Annotated in this window: 16 protein-coding genes; 7 read left to right on the top strand and 9 right to left on the bottom strand. The window is 60.7% G+C overall.

Annotated elements, in window-relative coordinates; genetic code table 11:
- Positions 1-612 precede the first annotated feature (612 nt).
- The gene (locus AO064_RS28380; protein WP_015884705.1) at positions 613-1320 is read right to left on the bottom strand and encodes a YebC/PmpR family DNA-binding transcriptional regulator; all 708 of its coding nucleotides are present in this window, start codon (positions 1318-1320) and stop codon (positions 613-615) included.
- A 100-nt stretch (positions 1321-1420) separates the two neighbouring features.
- Positions 1421-2278, bottom strand: coding sequence for a LysR substrate-binding domain-containing protein (locus AO064_RS28375; protein WP_064055331.1), 858 nt, complete (start codon positions 2276-2278; stop codon positions 1421-1423).
- A 111-nt stretch (positions 2279-2389) separates the two neighbouring features.
- Between AO064_RS28375 and AO064_RS28370 the strand changes: the two genes are divergently transcribed.
- Both AO064_RS28370 and phnX read left to right on the top strand, forming a co-directional pair.
- Entirely contained in the window at positions 2390-3493 is a 1104-nt protein-coding gene (locus AO064_RS28370; RefSeq protein ID WP_064055330.1) for a 2-aminoethylphosphonate--pyruvate transaminase, read from the top strand.
- Between the two features lie 29 nt (positions 3494-3522).
- Positions 3523-4350 (top strand): phosphonoacetaldehyde hydrolase, encoded by an 828-nt coding sequence (gene phnX / locus AO064_RS28365; protein WP_064055329.1) that lies wholly within the window; start codon positions 3523-3525, stop codon positions 4348-4350.
- 117 nt (positions 4351-4467) lie between these two features.
- Here the strand turns inward: phnX and AO064_RS28360 are convergent, their stop codons facing one another.
- Both AO064_RS28360 and AO064_RS28355 read right to left on the bottom strand, forming a co-directional pair.
- Positions 4468-5448 carry a hypothetical protein gene (locus tag AO064_RS28360; RefSeq protein ID WP_064055328.1) on the bottom strand — a complete coding sequence of 327 codons (981 nt, stop codon included), beginning with the start codon at positions 5446-5448 and terminating at the stop codon, positions 4468-4470.
- Positions 5449-5473: 25 nt separating this feature from the next.
- Positions 5474-6439: a hypothetical protein gene (locus AO064_RS28355; RefSeq protein ID WP_064055327.1), complete on the bottom strand. Its 966-nt coding sequence runs from the start codon at positions 6437-6439 to the stop codon at positions 5474-5476.
- Between the two features lie 340 nt (positions 6440-6779).
- Between AO064_RS28355 and AO064_RS28350 the strand changes: the two genes are divergently transcribed.
- Positions 6780-7337, top strand: coding sequence for a cytochrome b (locus AO064_RS28350; protein WP_015884709.1), 558 nt, complete (start codon positions 6780-6782; stop codon positions 7335-7337).
- Here the strand turns inward: AO064_RS28350 and AO064_RS28345 are convergent.
- On the bottom strand, positions 7327-8211 hold the full coding sequence (locus tag AO064_RS28345; protein ID WP_064055326.1) for a 1-aminocyclopropane-1-carboxylate deaminase/D-cysteine desulfhydrase: 885 nt from the start codon (positions 8209-8211) through the stop codon (positions 7327-7329). The two genes, AO064_RS28350 and AO064_RS28345, sit on opposite strands and share 11 nt — an antisense overlap.
- Positions 8212-8268: 57 nt before the next feature.
- Positions 8269-10308: an NADPH-dependent 2,4-dienoyl-CoA reductase gene (locus tag AO064_RS28340; RefSeq protein ID WP_064055325.1), complete on the bottom strand. Its 2040-nt coding sequence runs from the start codon at positions 10306-10308 to the stop codon at positions 8269-8271.
- A gap of 212 nt (positions 10309-10520) precedes the next feature.
- On the opposite strand from AO064_RS28340, the gene AO064_RS28335 reads away from it, so the two are divergent.
- From AO064_RS28335 to AO064_RS28325, 3 genes are all read left to right on the top strand, one after another.
- Positions 10521-11651 (top strand): carbon-nitrogen hydrolase family protein, encoded by a 1131-nt coding sequence (locus tag AO064_RS28335; RefSeq protein ID WP_064055324.1) that lies wholly within the window; start codon positions 10521-10523, stop codon positions 11649-11651.
- Positions 11648-12676: an AraC family transcriptional regulator gene (locus tag AO064_RS28330; protein ID WP_064055323.1), complete on the top strand. Its 1029-nt coding sequence runs from the start codon at positions 11648-11650 to the stop codon at positions 12674-12676. The genes AO064_RS28335 and AO064_RS28330 overlap by 4 nt, the downstream gene beginning before the upstream one ends.
- A gap of 333 nt (positions 12677-13009) precedes the next feature.
- A complete protein-coding gene (locus AO064_RS28325) occupies positions 13010-14014 on the top strand; it encodes a transketolase-like TK C-terminal-containing protein (RefSeq protein WP_064055322.1) in 1005 nt (334 codons plus the stop codon).
- 197 nt (positions 14015-14211) lie between these two features.
- Here the strand turns inward: AO064_RS28325 and AO064_RS28320 are convergent, their stop codons facing one another.
- The gene (locus AO064_RS28320; protein ID WP_015884715.1) at positions 14212-14682 is read right to left on the bottom strand and encodes a MarR family winged helix-turn-helix transcriptional regulator; all 471 of its coding nucleotides are present in this window, start codon (positions 14680-14682) and stop codon (positions 14212-14214) included.
- A 145-nt stretch (positions 14683-14827) separates the two neighbouring features.
- Here AO064_RS28320 and aceE point away from each other — a divergent pair, with 145 nt between their 5' ends.
- Positions 14828-17488, top strand: a complete 2661-nt coding sequence (gene aceE, locus AO064_RS28315) for a pyruvate dehydrogenase (acetyl-transferring), homodimeric type (protein WP_064055321.1) — start codon at positions 14828-14830, stop codon at positions 17486-17488.
- A gap of 1 nt (position 17489) precedes the next feature.
- On the opposite strand, the gene AO064_RS28310 is transcribed toward aceE, so the two are convergent.
- Together AO064_RS28310 and AO064_RS28305 are read right to left on the bottom strand one after the other, a co-directional pair.
- The gene (locus AO064_RS28310) at positions 17490-18272 is read right to left on the bottom strand and encodes a DUF2242 domain-containing protein (protein WP_064055320.1); all 783 of its coding nucleotides are present in this window, start codon (positions 18270-18272) and stop codon (positions 17490-17492) included.
- Positions 18273-18361: 89 nt separating this feature from the next.
- Positions 18362-19261 (bottom strand): LysR family transcriptional regulator, encoded by a 900-nt coding sequence (locus AO064_RS28305; protein ID WP_064055319.1) that lies wholly within the window; start codon positions 19259-19261, stop codon positions 18362-18364.
- Between the last annotated feature and the right edge of the window lie 2 nt (positions 19262-19263).

The raw sequence follows: 19263 nt of genomic DNA, 5'->3' as shown, positions 1-19263 counted from the left end.
TGGCGGCGGCCCCCCAAATACCTGTCGGATTACGGGCACACCGAGCGTGAGCGAGGTGCCGAGTGTTGGGGCAAGAGCGTTTTTGGTTACTTTTGGCGCTCTTCCAAAAGTGACCCGCTGTAAAAGCGGAACCCATAGCAGCCGTTACCTAAATAACGGATATGTACCCGGTCTGATCCAACATCCTGGTCGTCTGCCAGGTCGCCAGCGGGAGCAAGCTCCCTCGCCACAGGTCCAGCGCCATACCCAGAATTGTGTAGATACCGAGGCCCCGATGGCGCTGAATCAGTCACCTGAGGAATCGACTGACACACCGCTATCGGGGGCAAGCCCCCTCCCACATTTGGATCGCGACCTAACCGTTAGATGGCACTCGGCTGTCAGGCCGCCAGCGGGAGCAAGCTCCCTGGCCACAGGTCCGACGCCATACCCAGAATTGTGCAGATACCGAGGGCCCGATGGTGTTGAATCAGTCACCTGAGGAATCGACTGACACACCGCTATCGGGGGCAAGCCCCCTCCCACATTTGGATCGCGGGGTAACAGTTAGATTGTGGTCGGCTGTCAGGCCGCCAGCGGGAGCAAGCCCCCTCCCACATTTTTTACCGTGTTTCAGCCAGCCAGGCCGACGAACATATCCTGCACGTCATCGTGGTTGTCCAAGCCTTCCAGGAAGGCTTCGACTTCCGCCATCTGCTCATCACTCAAACCGCTCACCGGGTTCTTCGAGATATAACCCAGCTTGGCCGACAGCACCGTGAAACCCTGCTCAGGCAAGGCTTTCTGTACGGCGTCGAGGTCGGTGGTCTCAGTGATGAACAGGGTGGTGCCCTCTTCTTCGCCGTCTTCAAAATCCTGTGCGCCGGCTTCGATAGCGGCCATTTCCGGGTCGGCGTCCGGGCTGTCCGGCGAGGCTTCGATCAGGCCGACGTGGTTGAAATCCCAGGCCACGGAACCGGAGGCACCGAGTTGGCCCTTGCGGAACGCTACGCGGATTTCCGCCACGGTGCGGTTGATGTTGTCGGTCACGCACTCAACGATCAGCGGCACCTGATGCGGGGCGAACCCTTCATAGGTCACGCGGTGGTACTGCACGGTTTCGCCGAGCAGACCGGCGCCTTTCTTGATGGCGCGTTCCAGGGTTTCCTTGGGCATCGAGGCCTTTTTGGCCTGTTCCACCACCAGACGCAAGTGGGCGTTGGTCGCGGTGTCGGCACCGTTGCGGGCGGCGATGGTGATTTCTTTCACCAGCTTGCCGAAGATCTTGCCCTTGGCATTGGATGCCGCTTCTTTATGTTTGACTTTCCACTGTGCGCCCATGACTCACTCTCTATTCGTCCATCGCGCCGAAACGTCTACTGGCCGGCGCTTTGGGGGCAGAGTTTATAGCGCAAGAACACATCGTTCCACCAAAAACCGATCAGGGCGTCAACGCGAAAAAGGCCTGGATCAGGCGCAACGAGCGGCGCCGCTCCAGGCAACCGAGCATGTGCCGATTGACCAGCCCATCAGCGTGCAGGGGAATCGCTTGCACCCGTGGGTCCGGGCTGACCTCCATCGACGACACCACCCCAACCCCCAACGCGGCGGCGACGGCCTCGCTGACCGCCTCGCGACTGTCCAATTCCAGCAGCACCTTGGGCTGCACACCCGCCACCACGCAGGCGTCGTCAAAGGTGCGACGAGTGATGGAACTGGGCTCGCGCAGCACCATGATCACCTCATGCAACTGCTCCAGGCGGATACCTGCCGCCGACGTGGCCCACGCATGGCCCGCCGGCACCAATGCGCAGATACGCGACTCGCTCAAGGGTTGCAGGTGCAAACCATTGCGCGGTTCCACCTCGGTCAGCACCGCCACATCCGCATGTTCGGACAACAGTGCGGCCAGGGTTTCCTGGGCATTGCCCAGGCGCAGGTTCACGGTGATCCCAGGGTAACGCGCACGCAGGCTGGCGATCATCGGCATCACCAGGTGCGGTCCGTCAGCCGCCACTTCCAGGCGCCCGGTGAGCAATTGGCGGTTGGCCTCCAGCAGGGTCTGAGCTTCATCCACCAGGCCAAAGATCGCCCGGGTGATCGCCGCGAGGCGTGCGCCCTCTTCCGTCAACTCGACACGTCGCGCGGTGCGGCGCAGCAACGGGATCTGGTAATGCTCTTCAAGGGCCTTGATGTGTCCGGTCACTGCCGGCTGGCTGATAAACAGCCGCGCCGCCGCGCGGGTAAAGCTGCCCTCACGGGCCACGGCATCGAATGCACGCAGTTGGAACAGGTTCATGGCTATCGGCCTCACTGATAGCTCGCATAACAACAAACAATTTGATTGATGACAAGCCAAACTGCAATTTAGGCGCCGTAGCTTGACTCAACGGCTTTACGAGGATTTGCAATGACCGCGCCCCTCCTGCTCACGCCCGGCCCGCTGACCACCTCCGCCCGCACCCGCCAGGCCATGATGGTGGACTGGGGTTCATGGGACGACCGCTTCAACCAACTCACCGCCAGCGTCTGCGAACAATTGCTGGCGATCATCGATGGCGTCGACAGCCACCACTGCGTGCCATTGCAAGGCAGCGGCACCTTCGCCGTCGAAGCGGCCATCGGCACGCTGGTCCCGCGTGACGGCAAGGTGCTGGTGCTGATCAACGGCGCCTACGGCAAGCGCCTGGCGAAAATCTGCGAAGTACTGGGCCGCGCCTTCAGCACCTTTGAAACCGCCGAGGACGAACCGACCACCGCTGCCGATGTGGACCGCCTGCTACAGGCCGACCCGGCCATCACCCACGTCGCCCTGATCCACTGCGAAACCAGCACCGGCATTCTCAACCCGCTGCCGGAGATCGCCCAGGTCGTTAAAACCCACGGCAAACGCCTGATCATCGACGCCATGAGTTCCTTCGGCGCACTGCCGATCGATGCCCGCGAAGTCCCGTTCGACGCGCTGGTCGCCGCCTCCGGCAAGTGCCTGGAGGGCGTGCCGGGCATGGGGTTCGTCTTCGCCGACAAACAAGCGCTGGCCGCCGCCCAAGGCAACTGCCACTCCCTGGCAATGGACCTGTTCGACCAGCACAGCTACATGGCCAAGACCGGCCAATGGCGCTTCACGCCGCCGACCCATGTGGTCGCCGCCCTGCACGAAGCGCTGCTGCAATACCAGGAAGAAGGCGGCCTGCCCGCGCGGCATAAACGCTACGCCAGCAACTGTCAGGCGCTGCTCGACGGCATGGCCGAACTGGGCGTGCGCAGCTTCCTGCCGGCCGCCATCCAGGCGCCGATCATCGTCACCTTCCATGCGCCGCAAGACCCGCGCTACCAGTTCAAGGACTTCTACGAACGGGTCAAGGCCAAGGGTTTCATTCTGTATCCAGGCAAGCTGACCCAGGTGGAGACCTTCCGCGTGGGCTGCATCGGGCATGTCGACGCGGCAGGCATGCGGGCAGCGGTCAAGGCGATCGCCGAGGTGCTGCACGCCATGGAAGTGTTGGACATTTGATTCCCCCTTTTACCGATAGGATCTGAACCATGCAGTATCAAAACCCCAACACCCTCCAGGCCGTGATCCTTGATTGGGCCGGCACCGTGGTCGACTTCGGCTCGTTTGCCCCCACGCAGATCTTCGTCGAGGCCTTCGCCGAGTTCGACGTGCAAGTCTCCATCGAAGAAGCCCGTGGCCCGATGGGCATGGGCAAGTGGGACCACATCCGCACCCTCTGCGATCAACCACAGGTTGCCGAACGCTACCGCAAGGCCTTCGGCCGTACGCCCACCGATGACGACGTGACCGCCATCTACCAGCGCTTCATGCCGTTACAGATCGAGAAGATCGCCGAACACTCGGCGCTGATTCCCGGCGCCCTCGACACCATCGCCCGGCTGCGCGTGCAAGGCATCAAGATCGGCTCCTGCTCCGGCTACCCCAAGCAAGTGATGGACAAGGTGGTTGCCCTGGCCGCCACCAACGGCTACATCGCCGACCATGTGGTCGCCACCGACGAAGTGCCCAATGGTCGCCCATGGCCGGCCCAGGCCCTGGCTAACGTGATCGCGCTGGGGATCGATGATGTCGCCGCGTGTGTGAAGGTCGACGACACCGTGCCGGGCATCCTCGAAGGTCGCCGCGCCGGGATGTGGACGGTGGCCCTGACCTGCTCCGGCAATGCCTTGGGCCTGACCTATGAACAATTTCGCGGCCTGGACGCGGCCACACTGGCCAGCGAGCGCAAACGCATCGAGGCGATGTTCGAAGGCTCGCGCCCGCACTACCTGATTGACACCATCACCGACCTGCCGGCGGTCATTACTGCCATCAACCGTCGTATGGCGAAAGGTGAGATGCCTCAAAGCCTTTGAGACAGAGCGTGCTCACCTTCGGGAAGGTGAGCCATTCATTACTGAGCGCTACACCAAATGGTTTAGGCCATAGGGATGAACCACTGCATCCGCCATTCTGCATGTAGAGGGCAATGGCTAAATCAGCGCATATACCGAAACACCCTCACCAAACTCACTTTTACGGGCCTCAAAGGATAACTTGTCGGGTCCATACATATCGACATAACCCTTTGCCATCAACATGCCTTCATAACCAACCGTCAATACGCCACAAAGTCCTTTTGCCTCCGCCTCCGCGTACGGCATCTTGCTTACATACTGGGAGAGCCCCAAATGATTCAGGGCTTTATTAGCCCAAAAATAGTGGTTTAGCGAATCCATTGCGGCCTCAAAAGGATCATCAGAAAACTGAATAATGCCGCCGCCGCCCGCCTTCATGTGAGCCGCTCTGTCATGCTCTTCGCGTTTGGCGGCCACGGCATACATGAAGGTAGCGTCTTTGATCATCCCCATATCTTCCCCACTGAAACCTGCCCACCGTCGAGCTTTGTCAATTTCTGCTCGGGTAAGGGAAACCGTGAAGCCATCCCTCATGACAACTTTATACAACCCATCGTTTTCGGTGATGCGAGTGAATACACCTTTGGGATTTTGGCCAAACTTCATCATTGCGGCCTTGATCCCCGCGATCATGCCAGCGTTATTACCCTGCCCCTCGCTGAGCCCCAACCAAACATCATCAGGCAATTTGCCCGCCGAGGTATTGGATATAGACGAGATTGTTTCATTTTTGGGAACGACTACTGCCTGTTTATCAGGAACAACGCTTGTACCATGCTTAGTCTTATCGCCGCTTAAGTCTGTATCTTTTTGTACCTTTGCCTGTGCAAGCAGACTGAGCAACGAGTTCATCAACAGGGCCAGCTGAGAAATCAGCCTACCAGGATCGATATCATCAGGTATTGGGTTATTTACCCGAACATTGTTAGATTTCAGCACGGGTTGCATCACCTCTTGACGCGACACGGGCCAATCAGATCTAGCCCCAAAAGCTCCGTCGACTGCCAGTGCGTTACACTCAACAGCTTTACGCCCCAAAACACTATTACCCATCATGTTACGTCCCTCACTCAATTCAACGTTAGATTAATTCGTACGTGACACCAGGGTGTCCAACGGGTAAGGTTTTTTTCATAACGCACCCATCCAACACTCCCTCAAATGCAAAGTTTGTGTTGCCGCCTGTATTTATAATTCCTATGCCACCACTGTGATGAAGCGCCGACCATGTGGTACGACGCATCACCCCCTCAAGACCAAGTTGCTTGAGACTGGTGGCGGGATCTTGGTAAGAGCACAACATGTTCAAGCCATCAATAAAGCTTTTCGGTGCACCCCCAGCACTTTCCAATTGCACGCGCTTGGCGCTAGCTGCGTACATAAAGATAACGTCTTTAAACATGCCCCCGTCCTCGGCTGTGCGGCCGTGCTGAAAACCCGCGTACACTTTCGCTCGTGCGATTTCCTTCAAGGTAAGACTTAGTTCAAATCCATCTTTCATGACAACGTTGTAACCACTCTCTGTTCGCACCACACTTGAATACACACTGAGAGGACTTTGCCCAAATCTCATCATCGCCGCCTTAATTGCGGACAGAGCAGGTTCGTTTTTCTTGCCCGAAAACATGACACCCGTCCATACATTTGTTGGTCGCTCACCCTGTTTCTTTTTTGAGAGGCCTGGGGACTGACGACTATCCACCTCCTGCGGCACTGACTGTTTGCCATCACTGACTGCAACCTTGTTATCAGGCATTTTTTTTGCAGATGTTTGTTCCGAGTTCTGCTCTTCTTTTTGAAGTAATCGTTTCAGCGATGGCATGAGTGCATACAAGGATGAATACAGTGACTCAAGGGATATCGGAGCATCTGACTCCTGAACAATCGTCCGCGTATCAGGACGCTTTAAAGCAACAGGCCCCTCATTGAATACTTGCTTTTTTTGCACTTCCGCTGACGGCTCACAACTTTTCGCCCCGCGCCCATCATGCACACTCGAACCCCCTTTCGGCCTCATATAAAAATCGCTCAAGTACCCATTGATCATTTGCACTGCTCCATAATAATAAGAACGCCTGAATGCGCATCAACTCGACAGTTGAGAAATCACGATAAGATCGCGAACATATAATCAACGTACATCGGCTCGCTTTTAGTCTGTGATCATCACAAGGTATCGAGTTCCTGCCGAGATTCGGTCGCACTGTAACTAGACGCTGCAAATCCATAGGAAAACTCGGAAAAAGCCGCGTAATAACTCTGCCAGCCCTATCAGCCCAAATGAAAAAATTGATTTACCGCAAGCAGTTCATTAGAAACCGGCTTACAGTAAAAGGACTCCGTCGCCAAAGAATGGAGGTTTGCCCTGATGAGTGAGGAACCCAGCGATGCCGTGGAAAAATTCCGATACGCGCTACAGCACCATGTCGATTGCGTTGCACTGGTTGATGGTGGTGCTGCTGGCGGTGGTCTACGCCTGCATTGAGTTACGCGGCCAGTTCCCCAAAGGCAGCGGTGCGCGAACGTTGATCGTCGAGATGCACTTTATGTTTGGCCTCACCGTGTTTGTACTGGTGTGGCTGCGCCTGTTTGCACGCAGCCTGGGGGTGGCACCGAAGATCGTCCCGGCGCCGCCGCAATGGCAGAGCCTGTTGGCCACCCTGATGCACGTCGCGTTATACGCGTTGATGATCGGCATGCCGATTGCCGGTTGGCTGATCGTCAGTGCCGAGGGGCATTCGGTGATGTTCTATGGCATGGAATTGCCGCCGCTGATCGCTGAGAACAAGGACCTGGCCAAGCAGATCGAGGGCTGGCACGTGTGGTTCGGCAAGGTCGGTTATTGGCTGATCGGGCTGCATGCGCTGGCCGGGATTGCCCACCATTACATCCTGCGCGACAACACCGCGTTGCGCATGATGCCGGGCAAACGCGCTAACCCTTGAAACCTCGGCGACCTTGCAGGCCGCCGGTGTGGACGAAGACCAGGCGAGTGCCGGGGGCTAAGCCCCCGGCTTCGATGTGGGTCTTTAAAGCCAGTAAGGCCTTGCCGGTGTAGAGCGGCTCCAAGGGCACGCCACAGGCCTGCTCTGTTGCGTCGATAAACTCGAGCAGCAAGGGGTCGACGTTGGCAAAGCCACCGCGGCTGGCGTCCACCAGCTCATATCCGCCCTGCACGATAGCCTCGACGTTCTGCGCCACACCGTGGCCATCCGGCACCGCCATGGCGCCATACACCGGGTGTGCGCCCCTTTCCGCGAGTGCCAGGCCGGCCAGCGTGGTGCCGGTGCCTGCCGCCAGCCACCAGGTGTCGTAATCCGCCCAGCCCACGCGGTGTAACTGCGCACGCACCTGCTCGACCAGCACCGCGCAGCCCATGGCGCCCGTGATGCCACCGCCGCCTTCGGGCACGGGATGCAGGTCGGGATACTGTTCACGCCACGGCAGCCAGAAACCCGGTTCATGCCGAGCGCGATAGCCGCCATAACCCAGCCAATGCAGTTGCATGCCAAAGGCTTTCAGGTCGACGACGGTCGGGGTGTCTTGCGCATGCCCGCGTAACAGGCCGACGGTGGGAAAACCGAAACGCTTGCCGGCGGCCGCCAACGCGTGCAGATGGTTGGAGTAAGCGCCGCCCAGGCTGATGAGACCGCGCGCGCTGTGCGCCTGGGCCAAGTGCCCGGTGAGCTTGAACCACTTGTTGCCGCTGATCAGTGGGTCGATACGGTCCAGGCGCAGCACGGCCAACTCGACGCCGTTCAGCCAATCGAGCTGCAAGCGTTCAAGGGGGGCGTGGGGAAGCCAATCGAAGGGACCCATCGGGAGGGATCTGCATGAAAAACGGGGCGGTAGTCTAACACCGCCCCGCTCGGGGTCTTACAGCTCCGCCGCGAGACGCGAGCCCTGGTTGATGGCGCGCTTGGCATCCAACTCGGCCGCCACGTCGGCGCCGCCGATCAGGTGCACGTTCTGGCCGGCAGCGACCAGGCCGTCCTGCAATTCGCGCAGCGGGTCCTGGCCGGCGCAGATGACGATGTTGTCCACTGCCAGCACCTGCGGTTCGCCCTCGGCACCGATGCGGATATGCAGGCCGTCATCGTCGATCTTCAGGTATTCGATGCTGTTGAGCATCTGCACGCGCTTGTTCTTCAAGCCAGTACGGTGGATCCACCCGGTGGTCTTGCCCAGGCCATCGCCGACCTTGGAGGCCTTGCGTTGCAGCAGGAACACTTCTCGCGCCGGCGCATGCGGTTGCGGCTTGATGCCCGCGACGCCGCCACGGGCTTGCAGCTGGGTGTCGATGCCCCACTCTTTCCAGAAGGCTTCGCGGTCCAGGCTGGTGGACACGCCTTGGTGCACGAGGAATTCCGACACGTCGAAACCGATACCGCCCGCGCCGATCACGGCGACGCGCTTGCCGACCGGTTTACGTTCCAGGATCACGTCCAGATAGCTCAGCACCTTGGCGTTATCGATCCCTGGGATCGCCGGAGTGCGTGGTGCGATGCCGGTCGCCAGGATGATCTCGTCGTAACCGCCCGCCGCCAGTTGTGCCACGTCCACGCGGGTATTGAGGCACAGCTCGACGTGGGTGGTCTGCAACTTGCGTTTGAAGTAGCGCAGGGTTTCGAAGAACTCCTCTTTGCCCGGCACACGTTTGGCGATGTTGAACTGGCCGCCGATCTCGCTGGCGGAGTCGAACAGGGTGACTTGATGGCCACGCTCGGCGGCGACCGTTGCGGCGGCCAAACCGGCAGGGCCGGCACCGACCACGGCGATCTTCTTGATCTGCTTGACCGGCAGGTAGTTGAGCTCGGTCTCGTAGCATGCACGAGGGTTGACCAGGCAGGTGGTCAGCTTGCCGCCAAAGGTGTGGTCCAGGCACGCCTGGTTGCAGCCGATGCAGGTGTTGATTTCATCGGCGCGGCCGGCGGCGGCCTTGTTGACGAACTCTGGGTCGGCCAGGAAGGGGCGTGCCATCGAGACCATGTCGGCATCGCCTTCGGCGAGGATCTGCTCGGCGATTTCCGGGGTGTTGATGCGGTTGGTGGTAATCAACGGGATCTGCACCGCACCGCGCAGCTTGGCGGTGACTTTGCTGAACGCGCCACGCGGTACTTTGGTGGCGATGGTCGGGATCCGCGCTTCGTGCCAGCCGATCCCGGTGTTGATAAGGGTCGCCCCGGCGCCTTCGATGGCCTTGGCCAACTGCACGATTTCTTCCCAAGTGCTGCCGCCTTCCACCAGGTCGAGCATCGACAGGCGGAAGATAATGATGAAGTTCGGGCCCACGGCTTCACGCACACGGCGCACGATTTCTACCGCCAGGCGCATGCGGTTTTCGTAGCTGCCCCCCCAGCGGTCGGTGCGATGGTTGGTGTGGGCCGCGAGGAACTGGTTAATGAAGTAGCCTTCAGACCCCATGATTTCCACGCCGTCGTACTCGGCGACCTGGGCCAGCAACGAGCACGTGACGAAATCCTGGATCTGCTTTTCGATGCCCTCTTCGTCCAGCTCCTTGGGTTTGAACGGGTTGATCGGCGCCTGGATCGCGCTGGGTGCCACCTGCTTGGGGCTGTAGGCATAACGGCCGGCGTGCAGGATCTGCATGCAGATTTTGCCGCCCGCCTCGTGCACGGCCTGGGTGACGATCTTGTGCTTCTGCGCTTCTTCGTCGGTGGTCAGTTTGGCTGCGCCTGAATACACGCCGCCCTCGTCATTCGGGCCAATGCCGCCCGTGACCATCAGGCCCACGCCCCCTCGGGCGCGCTCGGCGAAATAGGCCGCCATGCGTTCGAAACCGCCGGGTTTTTCTTCCAGGCCGGTGTGCATCGAGCCCATCAGGGTACGGTTGCGCAAGGTGGTAAAACCCAGGTCCAACGGGGCCAGCAGGTGCGGGTAGGCAACAGCGGTCATGGTCAAGCTCCACAACGGATCATCACGGGACGTGACACGCTCGAACGGCGCGCCATCGGTTTATGTCCCACAGACTAAGAGGCCGTGGACGACGGCTCAATGACCGAAACTGACAAGTTATTGATCCAAATGCACAGTGCCCCTTGGCAAGCCCGCCCATGGGCCCTACCCTAGTCGGCGAACCCTGCACACGGTCTGTTGTCTGTTCCCCCATGCGTAAACTTCTAGCTTTTACCGTCACCATGGCCCTGGTTGCCGCCGTCGCCGCGTATCTGGTCTGGACCCAGGAGCGCCCCGTGGCGCATTACCTGTCGGACCTGCGTATCACCCTCGCCGTCAACGAAGGCCTGCCCGCCGACCGGGGCAACTTGCTGGGCATCCAGCCGGAGCTGTTTCCCGCCGACTACCAGAGCCTGGAACGCCTGCACCTGAAGCTCGCGGCCTACCTGCAAAAAGCCCGCGACCAGGGGCTGATCAACGACAAGACCATCGTGGTGCTGCCTGAACATATCGGCACCTGGCTGATGCTCACCGGCGAAAAGAACGAGGTGTACCAGGCCCTCCACGTGAAGGATGCGATGAATTGGCTGTCGGTCAGCAACCCGCTGCTGTTCGCGCGCGCCTGGATCAGCGCGACGGGCGACAACCGCACCGACGACGCCTACCTGCGCATGAAAGCCTCCGGCATGGCACGGGACTATCAGTTGGTGTTCGGCGGCCTGGCCAAGGAATTCGGCGTCACGCTGGTGGCCGGTTCCATCACCCTGCCCAACCCGAGTGTCAACCAGGGGCAGCTGCAGGTCGGCCATGGCGCCCTATACAACGCCAGCCTGGTCTTCAACGCAGACGGCTTGCCGGTGGGCCAGCCGCAGCGCCAGCTCTACCCGATCTACGATGAGCGTGGCTTTATCGAGCCCGGTGACGAAAACATCGTCAGCGTGGTCGACACCCCAGCCGGGCGCCTGGGGGTGCTGGTGGGCAGCGACAGTTGGTACCCGGACAACTACCGCAAACTCAACGAACAAGGCGCGCAGCTGATCGCGGTGCCGGCCTTTGTGCTCGGCCGCGATACCTGGGACCGCCCTTGGCGCGGCTTCAAAAGCGTGTCCACCCCGACCGAAATCAGCCTCAAGCCCGAAGAACTCAGTGAGGGCCAAGCCTGGCACCGCCTTACGCTGATCAGCCAACAACCGGTCAGCCAGGCCAGCGCCGGCATGAGCGTGTTCCTGCGTGGGCAGTTCTGGGACTTGGGCACCGCCGGGCACAGCTTTCTCAGCAGCAATGGACAGATCAGCGCCGATGGCGAAGCCCGTGGCGCGCGCTTGTTGAATATCTGGTTGTGAAACCGGTACGGCTGGGGGATCTGTCGGTGGGCCTCGTGCACACCTTGGCCGATGCCATCCACAGCCATGGCCTGGACCCGCAGCCGCTGCTGCTGCAATACGGACTCGACCCGGCGCGCCTCGCCGAAGCCGGTGCCCGCTTGTCGATCCCGCGCTACATGCGCCTGGGCCATGCGGCCATTCAACTGACCGGCGACCCAGGCCTGGGCCTGCGCATGGGCCAGCTCAGTCGCTTGAGCCAGGCCGGGCTGGCGGGCGTCACCGCCGCCCAGGCGCCCAACGTGCGCGAGGCGGCGCGTGCGCTGACGCGCTTCGAAGCACTGTACGGCTCCAACTATCGTGGGCAGTCGAGCTTTGTCGAAGATGCCGAAGGCGCCTGGCTGCGCTTCTATTCCATCAGCCCCTACAACGCCTACAACCGCTTTGTGGTGGACTCGATCATCGCCGGCTGGCTGCATCAATTGTCCAGCCTGGCCAAGCAACCGGTGCAGGCGCAGCGCATCGATATCGAGTTCGAAGCGCCGGAGTACAGCGAACACTACAACGCGCTTGGCGACGTTCACTTCGGAGCCGACGCCAATCAACTGCGCCTCAACCAGCACACCCTGGCGCTGCGCAACCCGCAACACTGCCCGAGCACCTGGCAATTGCTGTTACAGCTGTGTGAAAGGGAATTGGAACAGTTGACCCGCACCCGCAGCCTGCGCGAGCGCATTACCCGGTTGCTCGGGCCGATGCTCAATGGCGGCCGGGAACCCGACCTGGAAGAAGTGGCGGCACGCCTGAAGCTGCCGACCTGGACGTTGCGCCGCAAACTGGCCGAAGAAGGCACTCAGTTCCGCGCGATTCTCAACGATACCCGCCGCGACCTGGCCATGACCTACATTCGCGATACGGAACTGGCGTTCGGCGAGATCGCCTACTTGCTCGGTTTTGCCTCGGCCCAGGCGTTTCAACGGGCCTTCAGGCGGTGGAACAACCAGACCCCAGGGGAATTTCGCCGCAGTCAGCGGCATTCCGCCTGAAGCCGGTCTTACAGCTCTGTCGCATCGTCTGCGGGTTCCAGCGGGTCCAACTCAATCGCGTGGTACTCGAGCAGTTCTTCCTGGTAATCGTCCATGCTGGACTCCTTGTTGAATTAAAAGCGGCTGCTGATTAATGACCTGCACAGCCAGCCTAAAGTGCCGTCATGACGAAAAAATGTCTGCACCATGACGTTCCTGCACTCAAGGATTAAACGTAGCAGCGTTACAGGGATTTAGCACCTGGGCTTTGAAGAACAATTGCAATCATTGCAATTGCAATCACATGCGAATTTCCATTAGGGTAATGGCATTCGTCGCCAGGTGACCCTCTCCATGACCGCCGCTACCGCACACGCCGCGCAGCTCTGTATCGACGCCTTGAGCACTGCTGCCGCCGCCAGCCGTTCACCGCTGTACACCGTGACACGCATGGCCGACACCCTCGAATTCAGCCGACACGCCTGGGTGATCCGCGGCCAGTCACGCTCACGCCGCGCGGGTCACTGGCCCGGCTGGTTCGCCCGTAATACGGCGGAAAAACCTTTGTTGTACCTGCACAGTGCGCAATCCTCCGCACAGCTGAGCGCGCTGTCGGACGTCACCCAACAGCGCGGCATCCTGTGCAACGACATTGAAAACCAGCCCTCCCGTTGGCCCAAAGGTGCGCAGCCGTCCTTGCCGTTGTGGCTGGCCACTCATCCGCGCTGCACACCGTATGACCCGGCCTCGGGGGACGAAGCCCAAGCGATTGTGCTGGCGGCGCTGCGTACGCTGTATGTCGACGGCAAGCCTGGTTTTTACTACCTGGCCCTGCATGATCATGACAATACAGCGGCCCTGAATGAGCAGGACCGTGAAGCTGCGCTCAAGGGTATGTACCCGCTCCAGCGGGACACGCCAGGGGATGTGCGACTGCTCGGCGCAGGCCGCGCGCTGGAAGAGGTCGTGCAGGCCAAGCGCTTGTTGGAACAGGACTGGAATATCACCGCGCAACTCTGGAGTTGCCCCAGCTACACACGGCTGGCCCGCGAAGCAGCGGCCGCTGAACGCTGGAATCGCCTGCATCCCGAGGCGCCCAGGCGCAGTTGCCATTTGCGTGATTGCCTGGCGGGGAATGCAGCGCCGGTGATTGCGGTGACCGGCTATCCGCAGGCGATTGTCGATCAGTTGGCGGGGCACGTGGAGGCGCGGTTCGTGGCGTTGGGGGCGGGCTCGGTGCAGACGGCGGCGCCCAGTCGGTATTGGATTGTGGTGTCGGCGCTCACGGCGTTGGCGGATGAGGGGCGGATCGATGCCCTGCTAGTGGAAAAAGGCATCAAGCGGTACGTCCTGAGATGAGCTGGAAATGCGATCAAAAAATGTTGAGCGGGTTTGTTGTGATGAGTGGGGCTTGTCCCCCGACGGGTTCACCGTCGACCCAAGGGGCTGCTTCGCAGCCCCGCGCAGGGCAAGCCTGCTCACCACAACAAGCCTGTTCACCACAACAGGCCTGCTCACCACAACCAGCCCGCGCCCCTATTTGATCTCCATGTTTCTCAGACTTTGCGGCGGCTGCGGGTCTGCACGCCTGCGTCCATCGCCAGCCCAGCGGTGCGTTCCAGCGCATCCGCAAACCCCTGGCGCTGCTCCGGCTCGAGCTGAGACAGAAACAACTCATCCACCGTGCTTTCGTAGATTTTCCACATCTTTTTACGCAGCACCCGGCCGGCATCGGTGATCGAGGCAAACGCCGCGCGGCCATCGCCGTCGGAGCGGGAACGCACCACCAGGCCGTCCTTTTCCAGACGGTCGACCAAGCGCGTGAGGTTGTAGCGCTCGATGGCCAGCACATCGGCCAATTCGTGCATGCGGCGGGTGCCGTCGGGGCCGCTTTCCAGGCCCCACAACGCGTCGTACCAGGCATACGGCGGCAGGTCCGCCGCTGCCAGGCGCCGCTCGATTTCACGGATCACCGTCCTGTGAGCCCTGACAAAACGGAACCATACATCCGGCTCTTTCGACGACATGCAACACCATCCGGGGAATTTCAAGAAGGTTGCAATAGTAGCTCATCCCGCGCTAGATTCGATCATGTAGTTGCAATTGCAATTACTTTGTCGGCACTCCCACAAGGAGCCCGCCACTTGAAATCCGCCTACCCTGGAGCCTCACATGACCCCGAACAACGCAGTCAGACGCGACGACGATCCGCAGGAAACCCGCGAGTGGCTGGAGTCCATCGAATCGGTGCTGTCCACCGAAGGTCGCCCGCGCGCGCACTACCTGATCGATCAGTTGCTGGATTTCGACGTGGCGCGGCATGGCGACTTCTACGGGCGGGTGACCACGCCCTACGTCAACACCATCCCGGTGGACCGCCAACTGCCCTACCCCGGCAACCTGGCCATCGAACGCCGTACCAATGCGTTTATCCGCTGGAATGCCATGGCGATGGTGTTACGTGCAGGCAAACATTCAGGTGTCGGTGGGCATATTGCGACCTATGCGTCAGCCGCCGTGTTGTACGACGTAGGCTTCGACCACTTCTTCCGTGGCCGTACCGACAGCTTTGACGGCGACCTGGTCTACATCCAGGGCCACTCCTCTCCCGGCATCTATGGTCGCGCCTACCTCGAGGGCCGCATCAGCGAAGCGCAGCTCGACAACTTCCGCCGCGAGGCCGGTGGCGACGGTATCTCGTCCTACCCGCACCCACGATTGATGCCGGACTTCTGGCAATTTCCCACGGTGTCCATGGGCCTTGGCCCGATCACCGCCGCCTACCAGGCGCGCTTTATGCGTTACCTGGAACTGCGCGGCCTCAAGCAACACCAGGGCCGCAAGGTTTGGGCATTTCTCGGTGATGGCGAAATGGACCAGCCGGAATCCCTGGCGTCCATCTCCCTGGCCGGGCGCGAGAAACTCGACAACCTGATCTTCGTGGTCAACTGCAACCTGCAACGCCTGGACGGCCCGGTGCGCGGCAATGCCAAGGTGATCCAGGAGTTCGAAAGCCTGTACCGCGCCGCCGGCTGGAACGTGATCAAAGTGATCTGGGGCGGTGGCTGGGACGCGCTGCTGGAGAAAGACCAAAGCGGCCTGCTGCGCCAACGCATGATGGAGTGCGTGGACGGCGACTATCAGAATTACAAATCACAGAACGGCGCTTACGTGCGCGAACATTTCTTTGGCAAATACCCAGAATTGCTGGCGCTGGTTGCGGACATGTCCGACGACGACATCTGGAAACTCTCACGGGGCGGGCATGACCCGGACAAGGTCTACAACGCCTACGCCGCTGCCGTGCGTCACAGTGGACAGCCTACGGTGATCCTGGCGAAAACCGTCAAGGGCTTTGGTATGGGTGAGGCCGGCGAAGGCCAGAACATCAACCATCAATTGAAGAAAATGGGCGCTGATGCAGTAAGGGCTTTCCGCGATCGCTTTGGCCTGGAAGTCGCTGACGAGCAGCTCGCCGACATTCCCTACCTCAAGCCCGCAGCCGACAGCGAAGAAGCCCGCTACTTCGCCGCACGCCGCCAGGCCCTGGGCGGCTACGTACCGGCGCGCCACAGTGCGGTCGAGCCCCTGCAGGTTCCCGAACTGTCCGCCTTCGCCACCCAACTCAAGGACACCGGCGAGCGCGCGATCTCCACCACCATGGCGTTTGTGCGCATCCTCGGCACCCTGCTCAAGGACCCGCACCTGGGCAAACTGATCGTACCGATTGTGCCGGATGAGTCGCGCACCTTCGGCATGGAGAGCCTGTTCCGACAGATCGGCATCCACTCCGCCGTAGGCCAGCTCTACACCCCACAGGACGCAGGGCAATTGAGCTACTACAAGGAAAGCAAGGACGGACAGATCATGCAGGAAGGCCTGAATGAATCCGGCGCCATTTCCTCGTGGATTGCGGCGAGTACGTCCTACAGCAATCACGGCCTGATGACGGTGCCGTTCTATATCTTCTATTCGATGTTCGGCTTCCAGCGGGTCGGCGACCTCGCCTGGGCGGCCGGTGACGCGCGGGCGCGCGGCTTCCTGCTGGGGGCCACGGCCGGGCGCACCACGCTGATGGGTGAAGGCTTGCAGCATGACGATGGGCACAGCCATATCCTGTCGTCGGTGATTCCGTGCTGCGTGTCTTACGACCCGACGTTTGCCTACGAGCTGGCGGTCATTATTCGCGAAGGTATGCGGCGGATGTATGTGCAACAGGAGGACATTTATTACTACATCACCCTGCTCAACGAAAACTACCCGCACCCGGCAATGCCCGAAGGTGTGGAAGACGGCATTCTCAAGGGCATGTACCGGCTCAAGGCCAGCCAACAGGCCCAGGTGCAACTGATGGGCAGTGGCTCAATCCTGCGCGAAGTGATCGCCGCGGCGGAGCTGCTGGAGAAGGACTTCGGCGTGCAAAGCGCCGTGTGGAGCACGACCAGCCTCACCGAATTGCGCCGTGACGGGCATGAGGTGGAACGCTGGAACCTGCTGCACCCGCAGAGCGAGCCACGGGTGAGCTACGTGGAGCAATGCCTGGCCGGGCAAACGGGGCCGGTGGTGGTGGCGACGGACTACATGAAACTCTTCGCCGATCAGATTCGCCCCTTTGTCCCCAACCGGCGCTTTGTGGCGCTGGGCACAGACGGCTTCGGGCAATCGGATACCCGTGAAAGCTTGCGGGCGTTCTTCGAAGTGGACCGGCATTTCATCGCGCTGGCGGCCTTGAAGGCACTCGCGGATGACGGCGTGATCGGCCGTGAAAAAGTCAGTGAGGCCATCAGTCGCTACGGGATCAACGTCGACAAGGCGAACCCCGTAGCGGTCTGAGTTACTGCGCAGGCGTCGGCAGCGGCGGGATCGCTTCTGTCGGCGGTGGCAGGTCCGGGTTGGTGGCTGCGGGTGCGGGCTCTGCTTGCGGTGCAATCGGCGCGGCCTCGGCAGGCGGCGTGACGGGTTGCGAAACGGCAGGCTCTTCCTTCGCCTCCTTCGCCGGCTCGACCTTCTCGGCAGCCGGTGCCACTTTAGGTTCCGGCACACCCAGTTCAGCTTTCGGCTGCTCGGGAATATGCGCAGCCTTCTTCACTTCCTGAGGCAGGAACACGTCCACCAGCGCAAAGTAGCGCTCGTAGAATTTCGGCGCCGAGACGGTTTCGCTTGCCACCTTCACCATCGAATCATCGGTGGAGCCGATCGGCATCGACACCGACCCCAGCACACCCACCCCCACACTCGCGGAATTGTTGACCTTCTTCAGCGCGTAGCGATCCTGCAAGGCATTGGCGAACATCGTCGAATGGTTGGCGCCTTTGCCATCATCGGCACACACCACGTTGAAGCTGATTTGCAGATGGGTCTCGCCGGTCTGCTGAAAGCTCTTGTTACCCACGACCACTTTCGCATCGTTACTGGTGATGATGTAGCCCTGGCTCAGCAGGGCACGCCGCGCGGCCTCGCACGCCGCGACATCACTGACCGGGTAATCCCGCGAAAACGTGCCGGAGTCGTCGAAACTCTCATGTTCATAGATAGCGGTCTTGGGTGACGAGCAGCCCGCAGCGCCCGCCAACACCAGCGCCACCCCAAGGCTACGCAAGTAAAATGATGTCGACATTGAAAATCCCGAGGAAAACAGTCAGGGCGGTATTGTGCAACAGAACGAGGCCTTGGCGCGCGCATTCCTGTCGGTAAAACGTCACAGCCTCACACGACGCCGCTCGTAGGAAAAAGCCCAGCGCACATATGATCGATAAACACGCGCACTTTGGCCGAGGCATGGCGACTTGATGGCCACAACATCCAGAAACTGCCACGGTGCTCGATACAGTCGTCCAGCACCCTTTGCAGGCGCCCCTCACGCACCGCGTGGTTGACCATGTAATCCGGCAGGCAAGCGATTCCCAATCCTTCTAGCACCACATGGTTGAGGGACTCGATGGTCGTGCTGACCAGTGGGGTGCGCAAAGTGGGCTCCGACGCACCGGGAGCCAGGCGCAAAGGCCAAGGCTCCAGCTTGCCCGTGGCGCAGAATTTGTGGCGAAGGCAGGCATGTTCGCTCAACTGCTGCGGGTGCTGGGGCGTGCCATGCTCACGGAAATAGGCCGGGGTGCCCACCAACACCAGTTGATAGTGCCCCAGGTGACGGGCCATCAAGCGTGAATCTTCCGGCTTGCCTGTACGAATCACCGCGTCGAAACCTTCTTCGATCACGTCCACCATACGGTCGGAGAAATCCACATCCAGCTCGATCTCCGGGTAGGCGCGCATAAAGTCACTGAGCACCGGCATCAGCAAACCGCGCACTTGCGGCACGCTGATGCGTAACTTGCCACGGGGTGTGGCGCTGGCCTCCGTCAGTTCCCGTTCGGCAGCCTCGACCTCAGCCAGGATACGCCGCGAACGCTCGAGGAACAGCGCGCCTTCGCTGGTCAAGGTGATGCTACGGGTACTGCGGTGAAACAGCCGAACCCCCAGGCGCTGTTCCATCCGCGCGATGCTTTTGCCGATGGCCGAAGACGACACGCCGAGCAGACGGCCAGCGGTGGTGAAACTGCGCGTCTCTGCCACCTGCACGAATACCGAAAGGCTGCCCAGACTGTCCATGA

This window comes from Pseudomonas marginalis (assembly GCF_001645105.1).
GTDB classification, from domain to species: domain Bacteria; phylum Pseudomonadota; class Gammaproteobacteria; order Pseudomonadales; family Pseudomonadaceae; genus Aquipseudomonas; species Aquipseudomonas petroselini.
The sequence above is the reverse complement of the archived record's forward strand: the minus strand, read 5'-3'. Positions and strand labels throughout refer to the sequence as shown.